Source organism: Paenibacillus sp. FSL R7-0210, assembly GCF_038009085.1.
Lineage (GTDB): Bacteria > Bacillota > Bacilli > Paenibacillales > Paenibacillaceae > Paenibacillus_AQ > Paenibacillus_AQ silagei.
Genome location: NZ_JBBPAR010000001.1, coordinates 1,204,327 through 1,231,058, shown reverse-complemented (window position 1 = coordinate 1,231,058; position 26,732 = coordinate 1,204,327). Strand labels below are relative to the sequence as shown.

The following is a 26,732-nucleotide window of genomic DNA, read 5'->3' as shown; positions in this document are numbered from 1 at the left end:
ATTAGTAGAGCGGGCCAAAGTTGCGGCAGGCTCTGTAATCGGCACTCTCCAGATTCTCTGTGCCGAACAGCGACCAGACGCGCGGGCGGAAAATCCGCGCTTCTTCCACGTTATGCATACTAACCGGAATCCGCAGGATCGAGGCCAGCGTAATGAGATCTGCGCCAATATGTCCGTAGCTGATCGCCCCGTGATTGGCACCCCAATTGTTCATCACATCGTAGACAGACTGGAAGGAGCCATGACCGGTCAGCTTCGGAGCGAACCAAGTTGTCGGCCAGGTAGGGTCTGTGCGCTGGTCGAGCGTGTCATGAACCTCTCCCGGCAGTTCTACAGTGTAGCCCTCTACCAGCTGGAGTACAGGTCCCAGCCCCTTGACCAGATTGAGCCGGGCCATGGTGACCGGCATGCCGCCCCGGGTCAGGTAGTCCGTGGAGAAGCCGCCTCCCCGGAAATATTCCTGGGAAGCCGGGCGGAACTGGGTCTGTGCGATACAGGCAGCTGCCTCTTCATCCGTGATGTCCCAGAACGGCTTGATCGCCGGCTTGCCGTCAATGCTCTGCTCGCCGGTGCCGTCCAGCGCTGCCGAGCCGGAATTAATCAGATGCAGCAGGCCGCCTGCTGCCGCTCCCTCCAGCTCATACCCGGTCACGCGCTTCACGGCAGCCGGACTCCAGAAGGTGCGCACATCGGCAAAGATCTGCGCCGTATTCGTCAGCAGATAATTGAACAGCATCGTCACCCCGTTCAGGCTGTCATTCTCGGTGGCGACGATGTAAGGCGCCCGTCTGCCGTTCCAATCGAACGAGGAGTTCAGAATCGTCTCCATGAAGTCGCCGTTCGGGAAATGGTCGGTCCATTGCCGCTGGCCCTGGAAGCCGCCCAGCAGGGCATTGTGACCGCCCGCTTCCTCCTCGAAGCCGAGCTTCGCAAGCTGCGGATTGCCGGTCATGAGATCACGGGCAATCAGCGTCATTTTGACAACCGTCTCCCACTGCTCTTCCTTAACCTCTTCACTGAGCTGCAGATGCTGCGGGTTATTATCCGCCCCCACACGGCAGTTGTCCTTCACCCAGGCCAGCGCCCGCGCGAACTCCTCGGGATCATAGATCCCTTCCTCAAATCTGCGTACAAATTCAGACATATCGATATATTCATTGCGCATGCCGAGATATTCCTGGAAGAACTGCTCGTTGACGATGGAACCGGCAATCCCCATAGACACGGAGCCCATCGACAGATAGGACTTCCCCTTCATCAGAGCAGCCGCCAGCGCGGACTTCGCGAATTGCAGCAGCTTCACCTGAACATCCGCCGGGATCTCCTCGCTGCTGGATTCCTGGACATCCTCTCCGTAGATGCCGAAGGCCGGAATGCCTTTTTGCGCATAAGCAGACAGAACTGCCGCCAGATATACCGCCCCGGGGCGCTCCGTTCCGTTGAAACCCCATACCGCATGCGGAATTGTCGCATCCATGTCCATCGTTTCCGATCCATAGCACCAGCACGGGGTGACTGTAATGGATACGCCTACACCTGCACCCGCGAACTTCTGCGCCGCCGCAGCAGCCTCCTTCACGCCGCCAATCGTAGAATCGGCAATGATACACTCCACCTGTGAACCATCCGGATACCTTACATTCTCCTGCAAAAATGCCGCCACGCGCTGCGCCATGCCCATCGTCTGCGCCTCCAGCGATTCGCGCACCCCGCGTCTTCTGCCGTCAATTGTCGGCCGGATTCCAATCTTCGGATATTTTGCTGTCACTGCTGTTCCTCCCCGGATCATTAGTTAATGGTATGAGAACATTACACTGGAGCTATAGCTCCGATTAGTAAGCGCTACCAAATACAGCCTCTGCGGTCTGCACCCTCTTGTCTTTCGCCGCAGGCTTTCCATTTCCTCTACATCATAAAATCACTCACCTGCAAAGTCAACACTATTCCACACATTAATTTTGGTTGTTATGTGGTTTTGTGTGATATAATGACGTTAAACTGTGGAATCCTCTGTGATTGCGGGATTTATGTTAGGCAGCAGATTATAGTAAACTGTATACAACTACATAACGTAAGGGTGGGCATAATATGAAGGCTTTTGAACGGCGGGATCTGGTCATTAATGAGCTCTACAGGCATAAGAAGGTTCACGTTGCGGATCTGGCGCAGAAATTCGGTGTATCGGAGGAGACGATCCGGCGCGATCTCGACCGGCTGGACAAGGAGGGCATTGCCAAGAAGAATTACGGCGGGGCGATTCTGAACGTCCACACCAACGAGGACCCTTCCTACTCGCACAGGCATCAGGTCAACATTGAAGCGAAGCGGATGATTGCGGCAAGGTTGCTGGAGCTGATTAATGACGGGGACAGTGTGATGACGGACACCAGCACAACGGCTTTTGAAGGCTTGCGGAGAATCGTCGAGGACAAAAAAAATCTGACCATCATCACCAATTCCCTGGCGGTATTGTCAGAATTCCAGCATTCCGGGCAAAAGCTCATCTCCACGGGGGGCCTGCTCGGGCCGGAGACCAGCTCTTTCGTAGGGCCTACGGCCTCGCAGACCATCCTGAAATATAATGTGGATGTGGCTATTTTCAGCTGCAAGGCACTCTCCATGAACGGCGGACTCTGTGATTCCAACGAGGCGGAGACCGAGCTTAAGGTGCTGATGCAGCAGCAGGCGAGCAAGGTGGTCCTGCTGGCTGACCATTCCAAGTTCGACCGGATCGCCTTCATCCGGCTGTTCAGCTTCGACAAGGTCGATTATATCGTCACCGATCAGCGGCCGTCTGAGGAATGGATGGAGTTCCTTGCCAAGTATCAGATCTCCCTGCTCTATCCTGCGGATTCACAATAAGTCTTAATGCTCACGCTTAAAAGCCTGCGCCGACACGTACACGAACCGTTCCGCTCTGGCCATCATATGGAACTTCTGCTCCGGGAAGTGGCGGTACAGGTAATCCACGAAATAGCCCGGATTCTCGGTGTTGCCGGCGAACAGGTCATAATGCAGCGGAACCACGGTCTCAAAGCCTGAGGTTGCCGCAAATTCCGCCGCTTCCCGGTAATTCATATTGCCGACGATATTGCGGCTTCCCCGGTAATAGTCGCGTCCGTTAATCGGCAGCAGCGCCAGATCGATCTTGCGGCTACCTACCTCCTCAATCAGCTCAGGGAACAGCACGGTGTCCCCGGCATGATAGAGCGTCACCCCGTTCAGCTCCAGAATGTAGCCGACATACTTGGGATTGCCCTGTTCATCGCAGTCCAGCTGTTCGTGCGCCGCTGCAACGGGAATGACCTTCAGCCCGCTTGCAGGCTCTGCTTCACCGGGAGGCAAGGCAGCGGTCAGCTGCTCCTTGCCGATGCCCAGCTCCTGCAGACGCTCCAGGCAGACCGCCGGAGCCATGAACTGCGCCTGCGGATTCAGCCCGGCAAGCACGGGCAGGGCCTCCTCATCCAGATGATCCGAATGGTCGTGGGTAATCAGGCAGACCTCCATATTCTTAATATCTGCCGGTGCAACCGGCGGCGGGAAGCTGCGGTCCGGATTCGGTGATACATACGGGTCAATATATACGGTTACATCTGCGCCCTTGACAATAACGCTGGCTTGTCCGAGAAACCAGACCGCCAGGCAGCCGTAAGGCACCTCTGTGCTGCGGATTTCTTCGATTAATTCTGGTCCTGCTAATGGCATAGCGGGTTGCTCCCTTCCTCTTCTATCGCTCATTCATCATAGCTGGCTGTTTCATCCCTGTTTAGTTTATACCCGCGAGAAGACAAATGGAAGCGCTTGTGATAATCCCTGCTTGTTACCAATGCCATTTCATGGGTACAATTATTAGATAGTCTACTTCTATAATGGACAGATAAAGGACAGGTGAAATGAATGCAGAATTACGGATTCGCAAGAGTCGCCGCCGCTTCCCCGGAACTCCGGGTGGCCGACTGCGTATTCAATGCAGACCAGATAATTGAAGCCATCAATACAGCCAGCACCCAGGAGGTGGAGTACCTGGTACTCCCGGAGCTGTGCATCACCGGCTACAGCTGTGCGGACCTGTTCCTCCAGCCCCGGCTGCTGGAATCCGCGATGCAGGCGCTGCTGCGGATTACAGCCGCAACGGCAGAGCACCGGATGATTGTCATTGCCGGTCTGCCGGTCTCCATCAAGAGCAGGCTGTTTAACTGTGCCGCTGTCCTCCAGCAGGGCCGGATTCTCGGGATTGTGGTCAAGACCTGCATTCCCGGCTACAGCGAATTCTATGAGCCGCGCTGGTTCGCCGGAGCCGAGGAGCTGGAGGTGACCGAGCTGCGGATCGGCGGATCGGCGGTGCCGGTGGGCAATGATCTGATTTTTGCCTGTGAGAGTGACGGGAACCTGTCGTTCGGTGTGGAGATCTGCGAGGATCTCTGGGTGCCGGTGCCGCCAAGCAGCCTGCTGGCCCAGGCCGGGGCCACGCTGCTGTTCAACCCGTCGGCCAGCAACGAGCTGGTCGGCAAGGCTGATTACCGCCGCCAGCTGGTCGGCAGTCAGTCTGCCTCCTGTGTGGCCGGTTATGTCTATGCCAGCTGTAATACCGGCGAGTCGACAACAGACGTTGTCTTCGGCGGACATTCGCTGATCGCGGAGAACGGCCAGCTGCTGGCCGAATCGGAACGCTTCACCCACGAGAGCCGGATGATTACCGCCGACATTGACCTGCCGCGGATGCAGTATTCCCGCACCGTGATGGGAACGTTCCGGGCCGGCAAGGGCGGACGCAATTACCGCGAGATTCTCTACGCTGCGCCGCTCAGCAGCAGCACCCGGCGGGAGCTGAAACGAAGCGTAGGCGTCAACCCGTTCGTGCCGGGCAATCCGCTCCAGCGGGACGAACGCTGCCAGGAGATTCTCTCGATCCAGACCTCCGGTCTGATGAAGCGCATCCGCCACATCGGCACCAAGCAGGCTGTGATCGGCATCTCCGGCGGCCTCGACTCTACGCTTGCGCTGCTGGTTGCCGTGCGGGCTATGGAGCTGCTCGGGCGTCCGGCCAGTGATGTGCTGGCGGTCACAATGCCGGGCTTCGGCACGACCAGCCGCACGTACGACAACGCGGTAGGCTTGATCAAGGCACTCGGCGCCTCGATGAAGGTCGTTGACATCAAGGCGGCCTGCCTCCAGCATTTCGCGGACATCGGCCACGACCCCGAGGTGCATGACCTGACATACGAGAACGTACAAGCCCGCGAGCGTACCCAGATTCTGATGGACCTCGCCAACAAGAACGGCGGGATTGTCATCGGCACGGGCGACCTGTCCGAGCTGGCGCTGGGCTGGTGTACCTATAACGGCGACCATATGTCGATGTACAGCGTGAATTCGGGCATTCCGAAGACGCTGATCCAGTATGTTGTCGCCTGGTATGCAGACCACGAAGCACACGAGACGGTGAGCAAGTATCTCTACAGCATTATCGAGACCGGAATCAGCCCGGAGCTGCTGCCACCTTCGGCAACCGGAGAGATTGTCCAGCTGACCGAGAATATTCTGGGCCCTTACATTGTGCATGACTTCTTCCTGTATTACATGCTGCGTACAGGCGCTTCTCCCGGCAAAATGCTCTATCTCGCCCAGCACGCCTTCGGCGAAGCCTATCCTAAGGAGCAGCTAACCGCCTGGCTGAAGGTGTTCGTCACCCGCTTCTTCACCCAGCAGTTCAAGCGCTCCTGCCTGCCGGACGGACCGAAGGTCGGTACGGTCAGCCTCTCGCCGCGCGGCGACTGGCGCATGCCAAGCGATGCTTCCGCCGCGCTCTGGCTGCAGGAAATCGAAGAACTGTAGCTCCTGGCCGCAGCAGCATGGCCTAAGGCAAAGAGGCGTCCCCCATCATCGCAGGATGATCAGGGACGCCTCTTTTGTCAGCAATCTGCTTCACTCGTACCGATTATCAAGAATCAAGACTTCATCGCTGCCGAACGGAGTCTGAATCGTTACCGTCTCTCCCGGGCACGCCAGAATCAGCCCTCTGCCCATGGGCGACCAGAGTGAGATGCAGAATTCATCCAGCTCGGCTTCACCGGGGATGACAATCCGGTACGGCTCATCAAGCGTCTCCTGGCCGATCCGCAGCGACACCCGGGACCCGACCAGCACCATAGAACGCTCTAGCGCATCGTTGTCACCGGACAGAATCCGCTCCACCGTCTCCTGATAACGCTTGATCATCGCCTGTACCTCTGCCCGCTCAGCCGGGGACTCCCATGTTCCCCTGTCCAGAATGGAGAATTTATGCTCATCGAGATAGACCAGCTGCTGCACCAGCTCCTCGCGTAAGGAAACTGTTCTGAGACTATGGCTCATAGTAGATTTCACCTACCTTCTTCATCAGGTCATGCTCGAAAATACGCTTGTTCCTGCTCATAGCCCTCAGTCCTCCCATATAAGAAAATAGATCCCGCGCAGGGACCTATTCTCTATGATAGCATCTTTCCCGGGAAAGACAATCTCATGTGCAGGGGATGGCGCGCTCCGGTTCAACGCTTCACAGAATCGGCAGATTTCCCGGACGTTCCGGCAACGGCCCGGCTGTACATATTCAGGTCCTGCAGCTTGATCAGCACCTTGCCGAACCGTCCGCCTTGGCGGACAACGACTTGCTGCTGCGGGTATGCCGTGTGCAGATAATCCGTAACTGCCTTGCGGGTAGCCTCTCCCCCATCCAGATGATGCAGCGGCAGCATCTCCATCACCTCTGCGGCTGCTGCCTCCAGTGATAGCTCCTTGCTTTTCGCTTCGCGGGTAATGATCGTCTCATAGGAATAGCCCTTCAAATATAATAATTGAGTCAGATAAGCCATATCCGAGGACTCTGCATGAACCTCCCGGCCCGTCAGCAGCGGCAATACTTCATTCATCAGGCTATGCTCCTGCACACCTGCCGAGGTGCTGATATAACAGTATTTCCGGGCACAGCTGATCACCTTCTCCGTGCTCTCCCAGTCGAAGACCGCAGGACACATGGACACGAAGACCAGATCGAAGGCATTCAGCCAGCCCCGCGCGGCAATGTCGATATTCTCGAATGCTTCATGCACCAGCTCCACCTGTCCCGTAGCCGCTCCGGCCGTGTTCTTCAGGAACAGCTCCGCCAAGGGAACATTAGGCTCTACTGCTGTAACCTTGGCCCCCCGCTCGATAAAAGGAACCGTGAACCCGCCCGAAGCCGCCCCCACATCGAGAACAGTCAACCCGTTAAAATCCACACCCTGGCCTTCCATCCAGCCGATAATCCGCTCACTCCGGTCCCGCCCGGCACTGCTGAATACCTCTTCATTGAACACCTGCGCTTTATGATCGAAGCTCGTGTGCGGGTTCATGCCCATCGCCTTGAACTTGTTGGCCATTGCCTTGGGATCTTCCTTCCAGGCCTTCTCCCATACGCTTGCATCGAATAATCCGTTATTCATTACTAATTCATCCTCTCCTGAGTGTCTTGATTGTCTTAACTGCAATACAATTACACAGACTTAAAAGATTTTGAATATCTATAATACCCGCTAAGTTGCAACGGCTATACCGCCCCTGAAGGGACGGTATCCGTTGCAGCGGGAAATAGCAGCACACAGTTTGACGCAGCAAGATGCCATAGCTTAATGCATGGACAGCATTTTCCCGGCAAGCTCGGACATCATTTTGTTACGCAAATAGTCTTCCATCTGCCCTTCGGCCTTGACCATCTCCTGCTGAATCAGACACTCGCTGGGATGGTCCAGGGCGCAGTCAAACAGCGACGCTGTGCCTTCAATGGCATGGATGATATCCAGGAACGAGATTTCGTTCCCCTTGCGCCGCAGACGATACCCGCCATTCGCACCGGATGCAGACTCGATAAGCCCGGCCTTGACCAGCTTGGTCAGAATCTTGGATAAATACGTTGGCGATACATTCTGCCGCTCGGCAAGCTGCTGCACGCCCATCGGCTTATCGGGAGTGTGCGCCACCAGGAACAGCATCGTGTGCAGGGCGTAGTTCGTTGCTTTGGAGTACTTCATGTCTTATTCCACCTTACCTATGGACTATGTCCGCAATTACAGACTTCATTTGTCTATGATAGCCCTTATGCAGGGAGATTGCAAGCACCGGGAGGGGGGATGGGGAAAGATAACAAGTGGGTACGGATTTGTTGTCCTTTAGACAGCCCGCTTACGTCCGCCTCGGCGCATTGTGTTCGGTTTTTCGCCTACATCCAGCCCACGCGCCGCAAAAAAAAAACAGAGCCCCGTACTCCCGAGGGCTCTGCATCGCAGCATTATCAATGGCTGAAATAGCCCGTCTACACGCCACTTACTTCCGCAAAGGGTACTGGAATCTGTATTCCCCCGAGCCAAGTGTAACCTTCACCACCTGTGCCAGCTGCTCAGCGGAATGAATGCCTGGGACCTGCTCAAGCGGCTGCCCGGCCGCCATTCCTGTCTCCGACACTTCGGCCAGCAAGGCGTCCGGCAACAGCACCGTAGCTGAGGTATTCGGGGGAATCACGGCGATCAGCCCGATTGTCCCGGAATCTATCGTCCATTCGGAGCGGATCGTCCCGTACATGGATTCCAGACTGGCGGCAGCCGAGGTCAGTCCGCCTCCCGGATGCGGCTGGATCAGGAACTGCTTATAGCCCGGCCCTTCCTCTGTCTGCTCGATCCCGGCCACATGGCGGTACAGGAAATCCCCTACCGCCCCGTAAGCATAGTGATTGAAGGAATTCATCTCCTTGCTCCAGAAGCTGCCATCCTCCTTAATCCCGTCCCAGTGCTCCCAGATCGTAGTTGCGCCTTGTGTAATCTGATACAGCCAGGATGGATAGTCCATCTGGAGCAGCAGCTTGTAGGCAGCCTCGTAATGTCCCGCATCCGCCAGCACCAGATTTAAGTATGGTGTGCCGACGAAGCCTGTCGTAAGGTGATACCCGCTCGCTTCCAGCAGCTGGACAAGTCTCGCAACCGTGCGGTCCTTTGCACTTCCTTCCACCAGTCCGAACATTAGCGCCAGCACACAGGCTGTTTGGGTAGCTGGACCTTCCTCCCCCGCTGGTATGATATACGCTTGGTTGAACGCATCCTTGACCCGGCTATGAAGCTGCGAGTATTCCTCTACATCTTCTGCCCGGCCCAGCACCTTCGCCGTCTTCTCCATCAGCTGGACCGAATAGGCATAGAAGGCTGTTGCGATATAATTTCTGTCCGTAGCACCCACATGACTGTCCGGCTTGGAATCCAGCCCCAGCCAGTCACCGAAATGGTTGCCGGTATTCCACAGGAACTCCTCCGTCCCCTGGCGGCGGATATACTCCACCCAGCCCTGCATGCTGCTGTACTGCTGCTCCAGAATCCGCTTATCCCCATAACACTGGTAGATCGTCCACGGACAGATTACCGCCGCATCGCCCCAGGCCGCAGAGGAATGCGAATTCTCATCCAGCACATGCGGAATCACGTACGGGACACCGCCGTCCTCCCGCTGATCCGCAGACAGGTCTTTGAGCCATTTGCTGAAAAAGGGCGCCACATTCATCAGATACGCCGAGGTGCGGATGAACATCTGCGCGTCCCCGGTCCACCCTAACCGTTCGTCACGCTGCGGGCAGTCGGTCGGCACATCGACGAAATTGCCCTTTTGCCCCCAGAGAATGTTGTGCTGGAGCTGGTTCAGCAGTGCATTGGAGCAAATGAAGGTGCCAGTCGGCTCCATATCCGAATGCAGCACCACGCCTGTGAAGTCCTGCAGATTCAGCGGGTCCGGGAAGCCGATTAGCTGCACATACCGGAAGCCCTGGAAGGTAAAACGCGGCTGGAAGCTCTCCCTGCCTCCGCCACGGGCGATATAAGTAACGGTCTGCCTGGCCGTCCGGAGGTTGTCGGTATACACATTGCCCCCCTGGTCCAGCACCTCGAAATGCCGCAGCTGATACTCCTGACCCGCCGCGCCATCTACGGTGAACCGCAGCCAGCCGACCATATTCTGGCCCATATCGAGCACCGTCTCCCCTGCCGGGGTGCGGATGAGAGCAACAGGTGCCAATTCCTGGATCGCCCGGACCGGATCATTCTCCTGGGCGAGCAAAATATTCTTGGCATACGGAAGAATCTCCGGCGGTGTCCACAACGTGTCGTCATACCCCGGCAAGCTGAAGCCGTGCTGCGCCAGGCGGGCGTCATAGGTTTCCCCGTGATACAGCTCCGACATCAGCAGCGGGCCGGGCAACACCTTCCACTGCGGGCCGCTCCCTATGATATGCTCCGTGCCGTCCTCATAAGTGAGATGAAGCTGCAACAGCAGCGCTGTGCGGCTGCCATAGATATGCTTCCTGTGCTCCCAGCCGAGATTCCCTTTGTACCAGCCGTTCCCAAGCCAGGCACCAGCCGAATTGTCCCCAAGGGTAAGCAGCGGGGTCACATCATACGTCTGGTATTGCAAGCGATGGCTGTAACTGGTCCAACCAGGATTGAGATAAGTGTCTCCGACCCGCGCTCCGTTCAGCTCCAGCTCATACAGCCCGAGACTGGTCACATAGATCCGGGCCCGGGCGAGCGGCCGGTCCACCTGGAAGTTCCCGCGTAGCAGCGGGCTTTGCTCTGCGTCTTCCGCAAGGCAGGCCAGCGGAGCCGTAATCCATTCAGCGGTCCACTCCTCCGGCGAGAGCAGCCCCATCTCCCACCAGGCTGCTTCGGACCATTCCGTGGGACGATTGTGCTGATCCCATATTTTCACCCGGTAATAATAACGCGTCCTGGACTGCAGCTCCAGCCCCTTCAGCTCGATATGGAGAGATTCACCGGACTCCACTCTGCCCGAATCCCACCATACGCTCCCGAAGTCCGCCGCGCCTGCCACCTGTAATTGATATGCCTGCTGCCTTACATCCCGCTCATCCGCACTCACCTGCCAGCTGATTCTTGGATTACGGATATCCAGCCCCAGCGGATTCTCCTTATACTCCACTCGCGGTTTTTGGATAGCTATCATTGAATACACCTCACCTTTTATAGGATTAATCCTGTATACCTGTATATATGATGCGCTTTCTATTACAATTATAGGATTCCGCTTGGTTTGCATGACCTGCAATATGGACATTTCACCGGGGTAAAAAGGACTTTATGCCATCTGGAGGAGGGAACTGATGGATTCGGCCAACCATACGCTAAAAGGGGAGTATTTCTTCCGGGGCAATCTCCTGTTATATGTGAACCGCGCTACCGAGACCTATGATCTTCCGCTTCACTCCCATGACTTCATGGAGCTGACCTTCGTGGCCGAGGGCAAAGGCTTTCATTATATCGGCCAGAAGGCTCACCCGACCGGCAAGGGCCAGCTGCACTTCATTCCTGTCGGCGTGTCCCATGTCTTCCGTCCGTCTTCACCCAGCTCTCTGCGCGAGCCGCTCGTCGTGTACAATTGTTTGTTTAAGCCGGAGCTGCTGGACCGTCTTGCCTGCGTGATTCAAGACCCGCCGATTGCCTCCTACCTGGAGCAGATCAGAGAACAACGGCTGCCTTCCTTCTCCCTGACGGATCTGAATGGTTCCATAGAGAACCTGTTTCTGGCGCTTCACCGTGAGCTTCACCTGCCGCAGAGCGGCTCGGACAGCTATTTGCTGACCCTGTTCATTCAGCTTCTGATCAGTATCTACAGGCTGGAGCATGATGAGATTCAGTTTCCGTTGGGCAAGCAGACGCAATTTTTGCAGATTCTGAATTATGTCCACCTGAACTATGTGCAGGAGATTACCCTGACGCATCTCTCACGCAGCTTCGACTGGAGTGAACGGCATCTTCAGCGGCTATTCAAGGCGCATACCGGGCAGACCTTCTACCGGTACCTGCAGAACGTCCGGATTCAGAAAAGCTGTCTGCTGCTGGTCCAGCAGCCCAATTCGCCCGTTCACCTCATTGCAGAGCAGGTAGGCTACCGCGATCCGTCAACGTTCAATCTGGTGTTCAAGCGGATTATCGGTACCACACCGGGGATCTACCGGCAAACACCGGGAAGGAAACAGATGGAAGCGGTGAACCCGGAGGAACAACTTTAACGCGGAATCATTGATGTTATCAGGAAATAGTGTTAGGCTATCAACGGTAAACTCCATTCCAGCTACACAGAAAGGTAGTCCTATGATTAAAGTTCAACACCTGTCCTTCTCCTTCCCGCAAAAAGAGCTCTACACTGACATTTCGTTTACGCTCGAAGAGGCGCAGCATTGCGCTTTTATCGGAACCAGCGGCAGCGGAAAAAGCACCCTGATCGATATTCTCATCGACCGGAACAGATATTTGTTCGACGGTACAATAGAGATGGAGCCTGATTGCAGCATCGGGTATGTGAGCCAGTTCGCCAAGCCTGACCAGTCTCTAGACACCACCGTGTTTGAATATATAGCCGGACCTTTCATTAAGCTACAGGAGGAAATACAGCTCATCTGCACTGAGATGGAGACCTCGGCGGATATTGAGCCGCTGCTGGAGAAGTATCAACTGGCTCTGGACGCTTTTGAGGCTTTGGGCGGAGATGATTACGAGAGTCTTATTCATAAAAAGCTGAATCTGGCAGACCTCATGAAGCGCAGGGATCTCAAGGTATCCGAGCTGAGCGGCGGGGAATTCAAGCTTGTTCAGGTAATGAAGGAAATGCTGAACCGCCCCGACTTCCTGATTATGGATGAGCCGGATGTCTTCCTGGACTTCGAGAACCTGAATGCGCTCCGGCAGCTGATTAACGCTCATAAGGGAATTCTGCTGGTGGTTACGCACAACCGTTATCTGCTTAACCATTGTTTTAACAAAATCATTCACCTGGAGAATAAGGAGCTCCAAGAGTTTGACGGCCGCTACCTGGAATACAACCTCTCCCTCCTTCAGACCAAAATAGAGCTGCAGGAGCTGGCCCTCGCTGAACAGGAAGAGATTGAGCGCAACGATGTGATCATCGACAACCTCCGGGCGATCGCCACGTATAATTCAGAAGCCTCCAGAGGGAGAGCGCTGAAAGCGAGAGTGAAGTTCCAGGAAAGACTGGAGGCCCGCAGAATCAAAGCGCCGTTCGTGGACATTAAGCAGCCGCAGATTCATTTGGGGATGGTGCATGAGCCGCAGGACACTGACACTCCTGTAGTGACAGTCCAGGATTACCGGGCGGCCTTCGATGAGCTGCTGCTGGACAAGGTTAGCTTCGAGCTGAATGCTGGTGATAAAGTCGCCCTGATCGGTCCGAACGGTACCGGCAAAACAACCCTGCTGCGCGATATTGCGCGGGGCCAACACGACTCTATAACCCTCAGCCCGGAGGCTGCGGTAGCTTATCTGTCCCAGCTTCAAGGCGAAGTGCTGAACGATTCCAACACCCTGCTGGAAGAATTCATCGAGGCCGGGATGGCTACGTATGATGAGATCCGCTCCCATCTGGCAGGCTACGGCTTTGAAGGCGAGATCGTGAACCAGAGAATAGCAGCCCTGTCCGGCGGCGAAAAGAATTTGTTACAGCTGGCCAAGGTGTCTGCCCTGAAGGCCAATGTCCTGCTGCTAGACGAGCCGACTAGCCATCTGGACACCTACACGCAAATCGCGCTGGACCAAGCCATCCAGGAGTACAAGGGCGCGATTCTCATGATCTCCCATGACTTCTATTCCGTAGTCAACGGGATGGACTATGTGCTGATCATTGACGATAAGACGGTCCGCAAGATGACGATCAAGAAATTCAAGAAGATGATCTATGCCCGGCATTTCGATAAAGATTATCTGGAGCTGGAGCAGAAGAAGAAAGCAGCCGAAACCCGGGTAGAACTGGCGCTGAAGGATAATAATTTTGAGCTTGCCAAGAGTCTGGTAGTCGAGCTGGAAGAACTGATTAAGCTGATGTAAGCAGACAAGAACAGTTATATGTTCAAAAAAAGGCCGCCAATTTCGGCAGGGTGTAGTGAAAACTCTCCTGCCGAAATGGCGGCCTTATTGATGTGCATTACCCTGCTTGGACGGGCAGCCCCGGCTTAAGCATTAGGCAAAAGCCACATGAACCGTATGGATCTCATAAGGCTTGAAATCAAGCCGTATAGCAGGTCCGTCTACCGGCTCAGCCTCCAGCGGGCGTTCCATCAGATCGCGCAGCTGCCAGGAGGAGACGGCATAATCGCTGCTGACATCCGCCGTGCAGCGTGTTCCGGTGAACTCATGCAGCCGGACGATACAGCCGCTGCCGTCTTCGGCCAGCTTAACCGCGTCGATTGCAATGTTCGGAGCATCGCAGGTAATCAAGGATCTTCCGCTTCCGGCTGTATAGGCTCCTTCCACAGCCAGCAGCGGCTGGTTCAGCGCCCATGCTTCCTGCACCGTGCCCGCAGCCACCCAATCCCCTTCATGCGGAAGCAGCGCATACGTAAAGTGATGCTCACCCTGATCCGCCAGCCGGTCTGGGCTGGTCGCCGATTTGATTAGCGACAGCCGCATCGTATGATCCTTGATGTCATAGCCGTATTTGCAGTCATTCAGCAGGCTGACCCCGTAGCCCCGCTCCGACAGATCGGCCCACTGATGGCCCACACTCTCAAACCGTGCATAATCCCAGCTTGTATTCCAGTGCGTCGGCCGCTTCACATTGCCGAACTGGATATCATAGGTCGCTTCCGTAGCCCTCACGGCAACCGGGAAGGCCGCCTTCAGCAACTGGTGCTGCTCATGCCAGTCTACATTGGTCTCGAAATCAATCCGTGCGCTTCCGGCATACACCTTGACCTTCTGGATAATCGAGGAATCCATGTAGCTCCAGACGAATTCCAGCACCGCCTGGAGCGGGCCGCATTCGGTCAGCTTGACGGAGCGCAGATTGGTGATGACCTGCATTTTCTCCTGGTAGAAGAGGTCGATATCCCACGCATCAAACATCTTCGGCTTATCCTCGAACACTTGGAGTACATTGCCGCATTCGCCCGGTGCCAGCACCTCGCGTGCCGCGCCGCGGTCGAAGATCCGGCTTAGCTGTCCAGATGCATTCCACTCCAGAATATAATAAGGAGTGGTTAGTGTGGAATCCTGCCAGTGGAAAGGAACGGTAGGTTCCGGCTGAGCGGCTTCGGAACCGCCAGGCTCAGCGGCCACAATCACTGCGCTCCCCATTGCCGGGACCGCCGGCGTCTCCACCAGCCACTGCCCGCCGGAGCGCTGTGCAGTAAGCCGGTTACCTTCAGCATCTGTCCAGACAGCATTCTCCGCATCATGAGGCACAGTTGCCAGCCGGGGAGCGGTGAAGAATGCGCTGTTAAACAGCGTATATTCTGTCTGCACCGGGGCTTCCGCCGGAGGGAGGTCTGCTTGCGCCGCAAGCGAACCTTCGGCAGACGCAGACGCGGGACCGACAAGTCCCTCCACAGCCGCTGTCCGCGCCGCTAGGCCAAGCTGCTCTGCTTCGGCATATTCCACCCGGGAATCCTGGTACACCTCATGAATGGAGGAGCCGGGAATAATATCGTGGAACTGGTTGCGCAGAATGATCTGCCAGCCTTCCAGGAGCGCGTCCGCAGGATACTGGCCGAATCCGCCGCTCTCCGCCGCCCAGAGCATCTGCAGCCATTCCGCTTCGCGGTATAGCAGCTCCAGCTTGCGGTTCATTTTTTTATTATAGGCCTGGCTGGTATAAGTTCCCCGGTGGTACTCCAGATATAGCTCCCCGTCCCAGGTATGCACATACTCCTCCGTAGCATCTATCGTCTCATGGAGACGCTCGAAGTACTCCGCTGCCCGGCCCGTCTTCACCTGTGGAAGACCCGGCATCGTATCCAGCCGCCGCCGCATCTCCAGCATCTCGCGGTTAACACCGCCGCCCCCGTCCCCGTAACCATAGGACAACAGCAGCTCACGGTTCAGGTTCTTGTCCCGGTACTGTTCCCAGATGCCCTGCACAGAGAAAGGCTCGATCAGGCCGTTATAGGTGTAATACCAGGCCCCCGAATCCGGTCCCTCGGGTGTGGTGATGAAGTGGGTCAGCACCTCACTGCCGTCAATCCCCCTCCACTGGAAGGTATCATGCGGCATCCGGTTGTACTGGCTCCAGCTGATCTTGGTGGTCATGAAGGTGTCAATACCCGACTTGCGCAGAATCTGCGGCAGCGCCCAGCTATACCCGAACACATCCGGCAGCCATAGATATTTGCAGTCCACCCCGAACTCCTCGCGGAAAAACTTCGTCCCGTACAGAATCTGCCGCACCAGCGACTCACCGCTCGTCAGATTGCAGTCCGCTTCCAGCCACATCGCCCCTCCGGCTTCCCAGCGGCCTTCCTCTACACGCTCTTTGATCTCACTGTAAATTTCCGGGTAATCCTGCTTGATATAGGCATAGAGCTGAGGCTGGGTCTGCAAAAAAATGTACTCCGGGAACTCCTTCATCAGCCGCAGTACGGTGGAGAAGGAGCGGGCCGCTTTCTCCCGGGTGTGGGTAAGCCGCCACAGCCAGGCCACATCGATGTGTGTATGGCCGATGGCGGTTACAGTTACGGGATGCTCCTGCTCCAGCCGGGACAGGTCTGCGAGCAGGCTTGACTCGGCCTCCTGAACTGAGGCATAGAACGCCGCGCTTCCGGGTCTGGACCAGTCCAGCTTGTTAAAGGCCTTGTTCAAGGCGGTTAGCAGCTCATGCTTCTGAATCTGGCTGTCTTGTAGCTGCTTGATCGTACCCAGCGCAGCCCGGCCGGTATAATAGAGATTGTCAGTGGACTCATCCAGATAGGCCAGCTCCGCCCGCTTGATCTTGTGCTCCTGCGGGATGAGCTGCCCGTCGCCGTTCAGGCCTGACCATAAGCGGAAGGTGAATTTCAGCTCCCGCCCAGCCGCGCCGTCTTCCAGAAATACCTCCTGATGGTTGGAGTCCACCCCCTGATAAGGCTTCCCGTCCAGGTACAGCAGCGATTCGAACCCGCTGTTATTGCCCCCGCCGGTACGTCCGAAATCGAACAGCCCGACAACACGTTTCCCCTGCCATTCGGCTGGAACGGTTACCTTGCGGTGCAGCCACAGATAAGCATCATAGCCGGTCCAATGCTCCCCTGTCCGCAGCTTCCTGTCACCATCAAGAACAGGCGGATAGGCACCATTAGCCCCCTCCAGATCCTCAGTAACCTGCCACTCCTCAAGCATAATCCCCTCACGGTACCTGTAACTCTCCAGCTCTCTCAACCGCGCCCCAAGCTTCTCTTCTGTCCAGAACATATTCATTTCCGTTCTCCTCCCTTATATAACACGTGTTATTAAACAAAAATTATGGCGGCCGGCCACCAATTGACGGTGCCGCTCCCCGGCCTGCTTCCAGCGGATTCAGAGGGATTTATCCCTCTGATCCCTCAGCTCCAAAGAACCCAATCCTAGCTTTCACACATCATTTCAACAGAGAAAGAACATCAAAACAAGCACTTACGCGCTTTCTCCCGCACGCAATATCGCAGGCAGCCAAATCTTGTCCGCCTGTTCCTTCTCCATGACCCCGTTCATCTGCTTCAGAAGGCAGCGGACTGCCTCCTCGCCCATGCTGACGTAGGGGATTTCCACGCAGCTTAGGGATGGCAGGCTAAGCCGGTGGCCCTGAATCGTATTGTCTGCCGCCATGATCCGTACATCTTCGCCGATGCGCAGGCCAAGCTTGTGCGCTGCCCGGTACAGATCGGGTATGGCGCTCGACCAGTTGACCAGCAGCGGCGCATAGGGCCGGCCGTTATCCGCCGCCAGCTGCTGCAGGCACCCGGCCCAGTCTCCCTGCTGCTCATCCAGTTGAATTATCACGGGCTGCAGTCCATGTGCCTTGCACCAGCCGGTATAAGCATCGCGGCGGTTCCGCTCCGCCCAGTTATCCGCGCTATCCCCATGGTATATCTCAGCGTAGGCCGGACCAGGCTGCTGCGCTGAACCTTCCCGCAGCAAATAATTCAGCGCGGTCTCCACACTGCCTGAATAATCGGCTAATACCGAATATACACCCTGCACCTCTGCGTACCCTTCCACTGAAACATACGGAATCCCGGCAGCTTCGATCTTGGCTGCCCATTCCATATCACCATAACTCGTGTGATCAAGCGTCACAATCCCGTCAATCTTCCGCTGATGATAGAGCTCCAGCAGCTCGGCCCGACCATTGGCGTTTCCCTTATGACGTGGAGAGCAGAGCAGTATATGATACCCGCTGAGCTCACACTCCCGCTGCATCCCTTCCAGAAGCCGGGTAAACAACGGATGGCGCGTATCTCCAAAGGCAGCAAGCGTCATGCTCTTTCCTGTCTTCATACTGCGTGCACCGGCGTCCACATGGTAATTCAGCTCACGGATGGCTTCCAGTACGGCTTCGCGCGTTTCCGCGCCAACCCCGATGCCGGGAGTATCATTCAGTACCGCAGAAACCACACTGCGGGACACGCCAGCCCGCTTGGCTACGTCAAAGCTGGTTACTCTTTTTTTACCCATATCAGCACCTCACCGAGAGTATAACACGTGTTATTAAAAGATGTATACCGTTTTCTCCAATCCCTGTGCCAGTCAAATTAGTCCTCTGAATTCCAGTCTCCTGAATTTTAATATCCGCTTCTTCCCCTGCTCCACAGAATTTCATATTAATCATCTTCAACATAGATGAATATCTACTACAGGAAACAGGCCCGTAAACTGCAAAAACGCAATCTACGGACCCGGTTACTATTACAATTATTGATGCTAGTAGAGAACATCAGTCTTTAAATTGTGGATGGGCAAGATGAGGCCTGAAGGATTAAAAGAGTGAAGTCATTGGTGCTCTACTAGCTTCTTCATTGGTGCGGACCGGAAAGCTTGACTGCTTATCCAATCGTGTCTGTTGCATATTCGCACTACCGCAAATCCAGCCACTCGATAGCCGCAGAGCCAGCCGCAGTGCTGACAGTCAGCTCATGGCTTCCTGCCTCCAGCCGTCCGCTGCTTACGATCCGCCTCGTCTGCCAATCCTGCCCGCAGCCGTTCACCCGGCCGATCTCCTGACCGTCCAGCTTCACCAGCAGCTCACTCTCCGGCCCGCCCATCAGCACCCGCAGCTCCAGAGCCAGCGAGCCCTGCGAGCCCCGCGACTCTCGCCAGTCCTTCGATCCCTGCGAGCCCTGCGACTCCCGCCAGTGCTGGGGTCCCTCCCACTCCTGCGGACTCAGCCGCTCCGGATCCCGAACAGTGAAGGTATACGCCACCCAGTCCCCCTCCGCCAGCTCCACGCTAAGCCTCTCCTCAGGCTGCCAGGCTTCGCCGCGTCCATGCTGGAAATTGGGGGCCGTACGATTTCCCTCCACAAAGCGGAAATCCATGCCGTCCCCTTCACGGTAGCTGATGCCTGCCGCCGCCTGCCTGCCGGGAGCGCGCCCGAAGCTGACACCGCTCCCGTTGTAACCATAAAAAATAGCGGGAATCCGCACCGGTAGCCGCCGCAACAAAGAGCAGACAACATCTGCATGGTACACACAGTTAACCAGGTTCAGATTGAGCAAATATTCGTCCAGTATCACCTGAGCCTCCACGCGCTCCGGCTTCGCGCCTCCCTCCAGATAACTGACCAGCTTGTGCCAGCCTTGCGGAAGGACGATGGAGCAGGGCGAATTATCCGTATCGAGCTTTTTCCAGGTCCAGAAGTTCCAGGAGATTCCGTGATCCTCAAACAACCGGAATGCACCGGCGTACCAGTCCTTGTTGTTCTCTCCGCCCTCCCCCATGAACAGCGGAACATTCAACTGCTCTCTAGCGTCCAGATACTTCTGAATGCTCTCGGTATCAGGGTTGTTCCAGTACTTATGAAACTGCAGCATCAGATTCTGGTCCGGCAGTTCATTGCCCGGCACCCCCTCAAAGATCGACCAGTCCGTCGCCCAGTGCACACCTTCGAGAATAATCATATGCCGGGCATCCACTTCCCTAATGGCTGCAATAATCTCGCGGTACAGCGGCATCACCTGATCGTTATACTCAGCGAACCACTCCGGCAGCGGCTCGTTCAGCAGGTCGTAGCCTGCGACGATCCATTCGTCCTTGTACCGCTCCGCAAGCATCCGCCAGATGGCGACGGTCAGCTGCTTGTTGCGCTCATCCGTGAACAGCTCCGGCAGATCCTGTGCAGAGTCGTCAATATTCGTTCCCGTCTGGCCGCCGGGTGCTCCGTGCAGATCCAGAATCGCATAGATTCTATAATGCCTGCACCAGCCGATAACCCGGTCCAGCCGCGCGAGATGCTCCTCGTGCCAGCAGGACCCGTCCTCTTCTCCCCCCAGGATATACCGCGCATTGATCGGAATCCGCACGGAGTTGAAGCCTTCTTCCGCAATCCGCGCGATATCCGCTTCGGTCACATAACGGTCATAGTAGGTCTCCCAGAATACCTCCGCGTCCTCCGGACCGATCAGCTCGGTAATCATCGCCTCGATCCGGCGCGGACGGTCTCCCTGCTCCGGGAAACGCCACATGTAGCCTTCCGGAAGCAGCCAGCTGCCAAGCCCTACACCGCGCAGCAGCAGCTCGCGCCCTTCCCCGTTTCGGATCCGGTGTCCGTCCGCGTATAGAAACCCGTTTACCTCATGGTCTTCCCGGTGAATCATCTGTATTTCCTCCTATCACCCTTTGACGGCGCCATCAGCGATGCCATTCAGAATATATTTTTGCAGCAGCAGATATAGCACAACAACGGGCAGCATGGTCAGCACCAGCGAGGACAGAATCGCCGACCAGTCATTATTGCCGTACTGCCCGAACAGCATATTGGTGGACAGCAGCAGTGTATATTGATCGGCATCCGTGAGCATCAAGAGCGGCAGCAGGAAGTCATTCCACATCCACAGGAGATTGAGAATCGCCACAGTTGTCGTAATCGGCAGCAGAAGCGGAAAAATAATCGTCGTGAACAGCCTGAGCTCCCCGCACCCGTCGATCACCGCCGCTTCATCCAGATCCCGGGGGATCGATTTGACGAACCCGTGGTACAGGAAGATCGCCATCGACACCCCAAGTCCGATATAGATCAGGCCGAGGCCGAACGTTGAGCCCTGCACCGCCAGCTTCATGGAAATCCGGTTCAGCGAGATCATAATGGAATGAAACGGAATCAGCATCGACAGGACGAACAGGTTGAACAGGAAGGTGCTCAGTCTGCCGGGTGTTCTGGACAGCTTGTAGCCGGCCATGGATGAGAAGAGAATGATGCCGGTAAGGCCGGTAACCGCTACCACCACGGTGTTGCCGAGACTGCGCAGGAAGTTGGTTTTTGCAAAAGCATCTCTATAATTGCCGAATTCCAGCTGCCCTGGAACGGCGAGAATATTGTTCATCATATCCCCTTCCGTCTTCAGAGAGTTCAGCACGCCCATATAGATCGGAAAGAGCGTAATTACTGCCCCGGCCAGCAGGATCAGAATAATGATTACCGAAGAGATTCTGCGCCGTGCTGCCGTACCCGGCTTGAGTGTGGAATTCACCCGGACCGTGCTCATGCCTCCACCTCTCTTCGTTTCATGAGGCTCAGCTGGATCAGTGTGATCACCAGAACCACCAGGAACAGGATCATGGCTTTGGCACTGGCGTAGCCGTAACGGCTGCTCATCTTGAACGCTTCCTCAAAAATATTCAGGGCTATGACCTGCGTCGCCCGCCCCGGCCCGCCCCCCGTGAGCGCGAACACGGCATCAAATGCCTTGAAGGAGCTGTTCAGCGTCACGAATATTCCGATCGTTACCGCAGGATAGACCATGGGCAGCGTGATGCTGCGGAAGGTCTGCCAGCTGTTCGCACCATCGATTGCGGCCGCCTCCTTGAGCGCATCCGGCACCCCTTGCAGCGCTGCAATATAGATCACCATCAGATAGCCAACGCCGCCCCACAGGGAGACAATGACAATCGCCAGAAAAGAATATTTCGGATCGCCGATCCACGACTGGTCCAGAAAGGCGAGTCCTGCATGCTCAGCGATATAAGGCAAAGCTTTGGTGAAGATGAACAGCCACATGAAGCCGCCGATAATCATACTGATCATGTTAGGCATGAAGAAGATCGTCCGGAACCAGGCCTTGCTCCGGCTGCGTGATTCGATCAGGACCGCCAGCAGGACCGCCAGCACATTCTGCATTACAACCATAACCACTACAAATTTCAGGGTAAACCAGACTGAATCAATGAAAAAGGCATCATCCGTCAGCGCTTCGATATAATTGGAGAACCCCACCAGATGGTAGGCGGGATTCAGTCCGTTCCAGTCCGTGAAGCTGTACCATGCCCCGCCGAAGGCGGGAGCGAGCATGAATACGGCGTAGAACAGCAGCGCGGGAAACACGAAGGCCAGCAGGATGAAGGAACGTCTTCTTGCACGGCTTCCACTCATCTCTATCACTCCTATGCTGTTTCTGGGAATCCCTTAATTGCCTGCTTTTACCGCATTGGCCCAGGTCTTATCGAGTGTCTTGATGAATTCATCCTGGGTTACCCCCTGGGTGTAGTAGCTCTGCAGCAGCTTAGCTGTCTCATCGGTTACACCATTCGGGAGCGACAGATCCAGATAAGCCTTGCCTTCAGAGACATAGGAGCTGGCTTCGGTTACCCACGGGTAGGTATTGTAGGTATGCTGCTTCGCTACCGGATTAAATTTCAGTTCCTCGAACAGCGCCGAAGAATCCTTGTCATCAAGCACATAATTCACCAGATCCAGCGCCACTTCCTTGTTCTTGCTGTTAGGGGATACAGCCAGTGAGGTTGAGGTCGCCAGATTAATCTGTGTAGCAGCAGGATCATTGCTTACAGGAAGCGGAGCTACACCAAATTCCATGTCAGGATTAGCCTTCAGGATGGATTCCGCCTGCCAGGGTCCCTGCACCCACATCGCTGCTTTGCCGTTTGCAAAATCTGTAGAACCGGCCGCACTGCCCACCTCGAACGGTTTATCCGTGCCGTTAGCCATAATCAGATCAATTATGTTGAAGACATCCTTCACATCCGCGTAGGAGGCTTCGCCTTTGTTCATTTTCTCCACCCAGTCCGGATGCTCGGAGGAGACGATGCCCCCAAGAGACAGCGCCATCATCAGCTGCGGAATCCACGATTCCTGAAAGCTCAGCTCGAACGGCTTAATCCCGGCCGCATTCAGCTTGTCAATCGCCCCCTTCATCTCATCCAGCGTCTGCGGCGGCTGAATGCCGAGCTCGCTGAAGATCTGCTTGTTGTACAGATACCCCCAGGACAGACTTTCCAGCGGCAGGGCCACAACCTTGCTGTCATAGGTAACGGTATCCCGGACACTGTCATACAGCTTCGGTACGAAGGCCTGATCCGACAGATCGCTCAGATAGCCGGCCTTGTAATACCGGGGCACATCCGCAATCGCATGGAGGGTGAATACATCCGGCGCATCATTGGAAGCCATGCGGGTCTCCAGAATCTGCTTGGCCTGATCCGGGTTCGGCATCTCCAGCTTCACGGTGACATCAATATTTTTCTCCGCCAGCTCCTTGGCCTTGAATTGCTCGAAATACTTATCGAACTGATCCTTAAAGCGCGGGAAGCTCATAAATACCTTCAGCTCGACTTTCCGGGCCGGGCCTTCTGTCGCCGCAGCCGCACTTCCCGCCGGCGTGGAATCCGGGCTGTCACTTGCCGTATTTCCATTCGAACCGGAGCTGCACCCCGATACAATTCCCAGAACAAGCATCAGTGTCATTGCCGTATTAAGCGCTTTCTTCATCTCTGTTACCCCCTTCTGTTATGTCTGCCTCTTTAGTGTAGGGGATATAAGGGGCAGCGTCTTTTGAGGATATTAACATCGGGAGTTGTATTATATTGATACGCTTTCATTTTTATTTATCATCCGCAAAATTCACTTCTCGCTCCGCAGCTCACCGGGAGGAATGCCGAAGTGCTTCTTGAAGACACGGTAAAAGTAAGCCAGATCCTCATACCCGCAGAGTGCGGCGGCATCCTTGATCGGCATATCGCGCCCAGCAATCAGCTCCCTGGCCCGGTCCATCCGCAAGGAGGTGATCCGGTCAAGTACAGTGTCACCGGTTGCAGCCTTGAAGGCCCGGCTCAGATGCTCCTTCGTCACCAGGAAATGCGCCGCGATTCCTTCCAGAGACAGCGGCTCATGAAAGTGGCCGCGGATATAAGCCTCAACCTCCGCCATATCCAGCCTGATGCGGTTCCTGCGCTGCTCCAGAGCCGTGTTGACGAGCTCTGTGAAGTGAGCTGCCAGCCCCGTCACCATGGCCTGGACCGACGGCCACGGCTTATCTGTCGTTCCCGCATCAGCTCCCGGGTCCATCCCGCTGGTCTTCGCAGCTTCCCCTGCTAGCAGCAGCAGATCACGGGAGGTCCGCTCAAGCATCGCTTCCAGCTGATGCTGCGGCACCGAGTGTTCCAGCTCCCGTCCCAGCTTCTCCAGCTCCTCCCTCACTGCCGGCTTGTTCAGCGCCAGCAGCTGGTCATAGATCCGCTGGCGGTAGGCGAGATAATGCTCCATCAGCGATTGTTCCATGAGCATTAAGGGCGACCCGGTTAAGCGCTGCCGTTCCCGTTCCTTCGCGCATGCTGAGAGAACATGATTCAGCTCCGTCCGGTCCACAGGCTTCAGCAAATATTCAGCCGCCTTCGAGCGGATGGCCTGCTTGAGATAGACGAAGTCGTCATACCCGCTCATTACAATAATCTGTACCTCCGGGTACTGGCGGTTCAGCCTCTCCAGCAGCTCCACCCCGTCCAGTCCGGGCATCCGCATATCGGTGATGACAAGCCCGGGATGCAATGCCTCGATCAGCTCAAGCCCTTCTATTCCGTCCTCCGCCTCGCCGATCACCTGCATTCCGTGCTCCTCCCAGGCCCCCAGCGATTTCACCACCTGTCTGGACCAGGGCTCATCGTCAATAATCAGTACCTTCAGCATTTCGTTCATCCCCCTCTGCGGCCGCAGGCCACCGGATCACAACCATTGTTCCCGCTCCGGCCTTGCTGTATATGCTCATTCCATACTTCTCTCCAAATTGCAGCACAAGCCGCGAATGGACATTGCTCAGTCCGATCCCCATTCTCCGCTTCGGAGGTTCCCCGGCCTGTGGCGCGGGATCGGCCGCCATGGTGACATTGCCCCTAAGCGCAGCACGGATCTCCCCGAGCCGCTCCGGCGCCATGCCGACCCCTTCGTCCTTCACCATGAACACGGTGCGGCTGCCGATGGTCCTGATCCGGATGATCAGCTTCCAGGGTCCCCGCTGCGGCTGCAGGCCATGCTCAAAGGCATTCTCCACCAACGGCTGCAGCGTAAATCGCGGCAGCAGGCTGAACCGGGAGAACTCATCCGCCTCCATCACTACGGTGCAGCGTCCGAGGAAACGGTTCTCCTGAATGAATACATAATTGCGCACATGCTTAAGCTCTTCCTCCAGCTTCACCAGCCCGCCTTCATGGCTGATGGAATACCGCAGCAGATCGCCAATCACCCGGGTAATGCTATAGATATCATCAGCATTCCTCGACAGTGCCATCCCCCCGATCAGCTGAAGCGTGTTATTCAGGAAATGCGGATTGATCTGCGCCTGAAGGGCAAGCAGCTGGGCATTCTTGACCTCAATTTCCTGGCGGTACTCTACCTCAATCAGCTCCCTGATCCGCTCCATCATCGAGTTGTAGCCGCGTTCCAGCAGCCCGATCTCATCGCGGCTCTGCACAGAATGCTGTTCGAAGTTGCTGACATGCGCCTTGCGCATCGACATCGCCAGACCGACAATGGGGCGGGTAATCCGCAGCGAGAACAGGATGGACAGCAGAATAGAGGCGATGACGAATAACCCGCCGGTCAGGAATCCGGCAGCAATCGTAGGCCTTGCGCTGCTGGCGACAGTAGTCAACGGTATGGCCTTCACAAGGGTGAGCTGGCCATCCGCCACTGTCTTCATGAAGAAGAAGTAACCGTCCTTCTGCCGGAATTCCAGTCCATGCTCAGAGATATTCAGCTCCTGCAGCCGCCTGCCGATATCACCGGAGCTCTCGGACATCGTCGAACCTGAGAGCAGCTCCCCTTCATCATTCAGCAGGAAGACCGAGCTCTCGGCCTCGGACTGGAGAATATGGCTGACCTCTTCCCATACCTCTGTATTAATCCGCACTCCTATGCCTCCGAGTAACCGGTGATCCTCAAACCTGTTGATTCCGTGATACGCGTAGATCCCGCTGCCATTCTGTTTGAAATACATATTGACTGGCTCACGCGACAGCCGGCTCCAGGGACCCGTGTGTATATTAAGCGGGGAAACGCTTCCACTATTGACAAAGTCAACGGAAATGGCTTTCAGCTTCTCGTGCATGTATAGCGTCAGCTCATCTACCTTCCGGGAGTTAGTATAGAATTGCGAGGTTATGGCTTCACGGATATTGTTCAGCGAGCGGTACTGGTTACCGGCGTCCGGACTGTCTGTATCCGTAAGTCCGGCCATAAGCTGCGGATTAATCTGCAGGGTGTAGAACAGGGTATCCAGCTGTTCGATCAGCTCCTCCAGATACTGGTCGGCCCACTGCATCCGGGAATCATTCGCATTGATCATTTCCTTCTCAACGGATTGCCGCGTGTTGTAGGTGGCAATGGTAGTGACAGTGAGCACCGGCAATGTGGTCAGGCACATCATAATGACCAGGAGCCGGATTCGGAGACTGGTCCCCTTCATCATAGGCTGCTTCCTTTCC

At 56.0% G+C, this 26,732-nt stretch carries 18 protein-coding genes; 4 read left to right on the top strand and 14 right to left on the bottom strand.

What is annotated here, in order from left to right:
• Window position 1 precedes the first annotated feature (1 nt).
• Window positions 2-1,789, bottom strand: a complete 1,788-nt coding sequence (locus tag MKY64_RS05100; RefSeq protein ID WP_340951362.1) for an L-fucose isomerase — start codon at window positions 1,787-1,789, stop codon at window positions 2-4.
• Window positions 1,790-2,088: 299 nt separating this feature from the next.
• On the opposite strand from MKY64_RS05100, the gene MKY64_RS05095 reads away from it, so the two are divergent.
• Window positions 2,089-2,862 carry a DeoR/GlpR family DNA-binding transcription regulator gene (locus tag MKY64_RS05095; protein ID WP_036731747.1) on the top strand — a complete coding sequence of 258 codons (774 nt, stop codon included), beginning with the start codon at window positions 2,089-2,091 and terminating at the stop codon, window positions 2,860-2,862.
• 3 nt (window positions 2,863-2,865) lie between these two features.
• Here the strand turns inward: MKY64_RS05095 and MKY64_RS05090 are convergent, their stop codons facing one another.
• Window positions 2,866-3,705 carry an MBL fold metallo-hydrolase gene (locus tag MKY64_RS05090; protein WP_155991678.1) on the bottom strand — a complete coding sequence of 280 codons (840 nt, stop codon included), beginning with the start codon at window positions 3,703-3,705 and terminating at the stop codon, window positions 2,866-2,868.
• A gap of 192 nt (window positions 3,706-3,897) precedes the next feature.
• On the opposite strand from MKY64_RS05090, the gene MKY64_RS05085 reads away from it, so the two are divergent.
• Window positions 3,898-5,835 carry an NAD(+) synthase gene (locus MKY64_RS05085; RefSeq protein WP_036731742.1) on the top strand — a complete coding sequence of 646 codons (1,938 nt, stop codon included), beginning with the start codon at window positions 3,898-3,900 and terminating at the stop codon, window positions 5,833-5,835.
• Window positions 5,836-5,925: 90 nt separating this feature from the next.
• Here the strand turns inward: MKY64_RS05085 and MKY64_RS05080 are convergent, their stop codons facing one another.
• From MKY64_RS05080 to MKY64_RS05065, 4 genes are all read right to left on the bottom strand, one after another.
• On the bottom strand, window positions 5,926-6,354 hold the full coding sequence (locus tag MKY64_RS05080) for a GreA/GreB family elongation factor (protein ID WP_036731739.1): 429 nt from the start codon (window positions 6,352-6,354) through the stop codon (window positions 5,926-5,928).
• A gap of 173 nt (window positions 6,355-6,527) precedes the next feature.
• On the bottom strand, window positions 6,528-7,460 hold the full coding sequence (locus MKY64_RS05075; RefSeq protein ID WP_051478586.1) for a class I SAM-dependent methyltransferase: 933 nt from the start codon (window positions 7,458-7,460) through the stop codon (window positions 6,528-6,530).
• Window positions 7,461-7,643: 183 nt separating this feature from the next.
• The gene (locus tag MKY64_RS05070) at window positions 7,644-8,045 is read right to left on the bottom strand and encodes an Rrf2 family transcriptional regulator (protein WP_036731737.1); all 402 of its coding nucleotides are present in this window, start codon (window positions 8,043-8,045) and stop codon (window positions 7,644-7,646) included.
• Between the two features lie 292 nt (window positions 8,046-8,337).
• Window positions 8,338-11,010: a glycoside hydrolase family 78 protein gene (locus tag MKY64_RS05065; RefSeq protein WP_036731735.1), complete on the bottom strand. Its 2,673-nt coding sequence runs from the start codon at window positions 11,008-11,010 to the stop codon at window positions 8,338-8,340.
• A gap of 157 nt (window positions 11,011-11,167) precedes the next feature.
• On the opposite strand from MKY64_RS05065, the gene MKY64_RS05060 reads away from it, so the two are divergent.
• Window positions 11,168-12,076 carry a helix-turn-helix transcriptional regulator gene (locus MKY64_RS05060; RefSeq protein WP_036731732.1) on the top strand — a complete coding sequence of 303 codons (909 nt, stop codon included), beginning with the start codon at window positions 11,168-11,170 and terminating at the stop codon, window positions 12,074-12,076.
• An 82-nt stretch (window positions 12,077-12,158) separates the two neighbouring features.
• Window positions 12,159-13,904 carry an ABC-F family ATP-binding cassette domain-containing protein gene (locus tag MKY64_RS05055; protein ID WP_340951348.1) on the top strand — a complete coding sequence of 582 codons (1,746 nt, stop codon included), beginning with the start codon at window positions 12,159-12,161 and terminating at the stop codon, window positions 13,902-13,904.
• Between the two features lie 132 nt (window positions 13,905-14,036).
• Here MKY64_RS05055 and MKY64_RS05050 read toward each other — a convergent pair whose 3' ends face one another.
• The 8 genes from MKY64_RS05050 to MKY64_RS05015 form a co-directional block, all read right to left on the bottom strand.
• Window positions 14,037-17,240, bottom strand: a complete 3,204-nt coding sequence (locus tag MKY64_RS05050) for an alpha-mannosidase (RefSeq protein WP_340958019.1) — start codon at window positions 17,238-17,240, stop codon at window positions 14,037-14,039.
• Between the two features lie 201 nt (window positions 17,241-17,441).
• Window positions 17,442-18,482: a LacI family DNA-binding transcriptional regulator gene (locus MKY64_RS05045; RefSeq protein WP_036731728.1), complete on the bottom strand. Its 1,041-nt coding sequence runs from the start codon at window positions 18,480-18,482 to the stop codon at window positions 17,442-17,444.
• 398 nt (window positions 18,483-18,880) lie between these two features.
• Window positions 18,881-20,620, bottom strand: coding sequence for a glycoside hydrolase family 5 protein (locus MKY64_RS05040; protein WP_340951346.1), 1,740 nt, complete (start codon window positions 20,618-20,620; stop codon window positions 18,881-18,883).
• A 15-nt stretch (window positions 20,621-20,635) separates the two neighbouring features.
• Entirely contained in the window at window positions 20,636-21,508 is an 873-nt protein-coding gene (locus MKY64_RS05035) for a carbohydrate ABC transporter permease (protein ID WP_340951344.1), read from the bottom strand.
• Window positions 21,505-22,392, bottom strand: a complete 888-nt coding sequence (locus MKY64_RS05030; RefSeq protein WP_076081176.1) for a carbohydrate ABC transporter permease — start codon at window positions 22,390-22,392, stop codon at window positions 21,505-21,507. Before MKY64_RS05030 ends, MKY64_RS05035 begins: the two co-directional genes overlap by 4 nt.
• A 33-nt stretch (window positions 22,393-22,425) precedes the next feature.
• Complete coding sequence (locus MKY64_RS05025; RefSeq protein ID WP_340951343.1) at window positions 22,426-23,745, bottom strand: ABC transporter substrate-binding protein; 1,320 nt, start codon at window positions 23,743-23,745, stop codon at window positions 22,426-22,428.
• Window positions 23,746-23,877: 132 nt separating this feature from the next.
• A complete protein-coding gene (locus MKY64_RS05020; protein WP_340951341.1) occupies window positions 23,878-24,939 on the bottom strand; it encodes a response regulator transcription factor in 1,062 nt (353 codons plus the stop codon).
• Window positions 24,917-26,716 (bottom strand): sensor histidine kinase, encoded by a 1,800-nt coding sequence (locus tag MKY64_RS05015; RefSeq protein WP_051478581.1) that lies wholly within the window; start codon window positions 26,714-26,716, stop codon window positions 24,917-24,919. Before MKY64_RS05015 ends, MKY64_RS05020 begins: the two co-directional genes overlap by 23 nt.
• Window positions 26,717-26,732 lie beyond the last annotated feature (16 nt).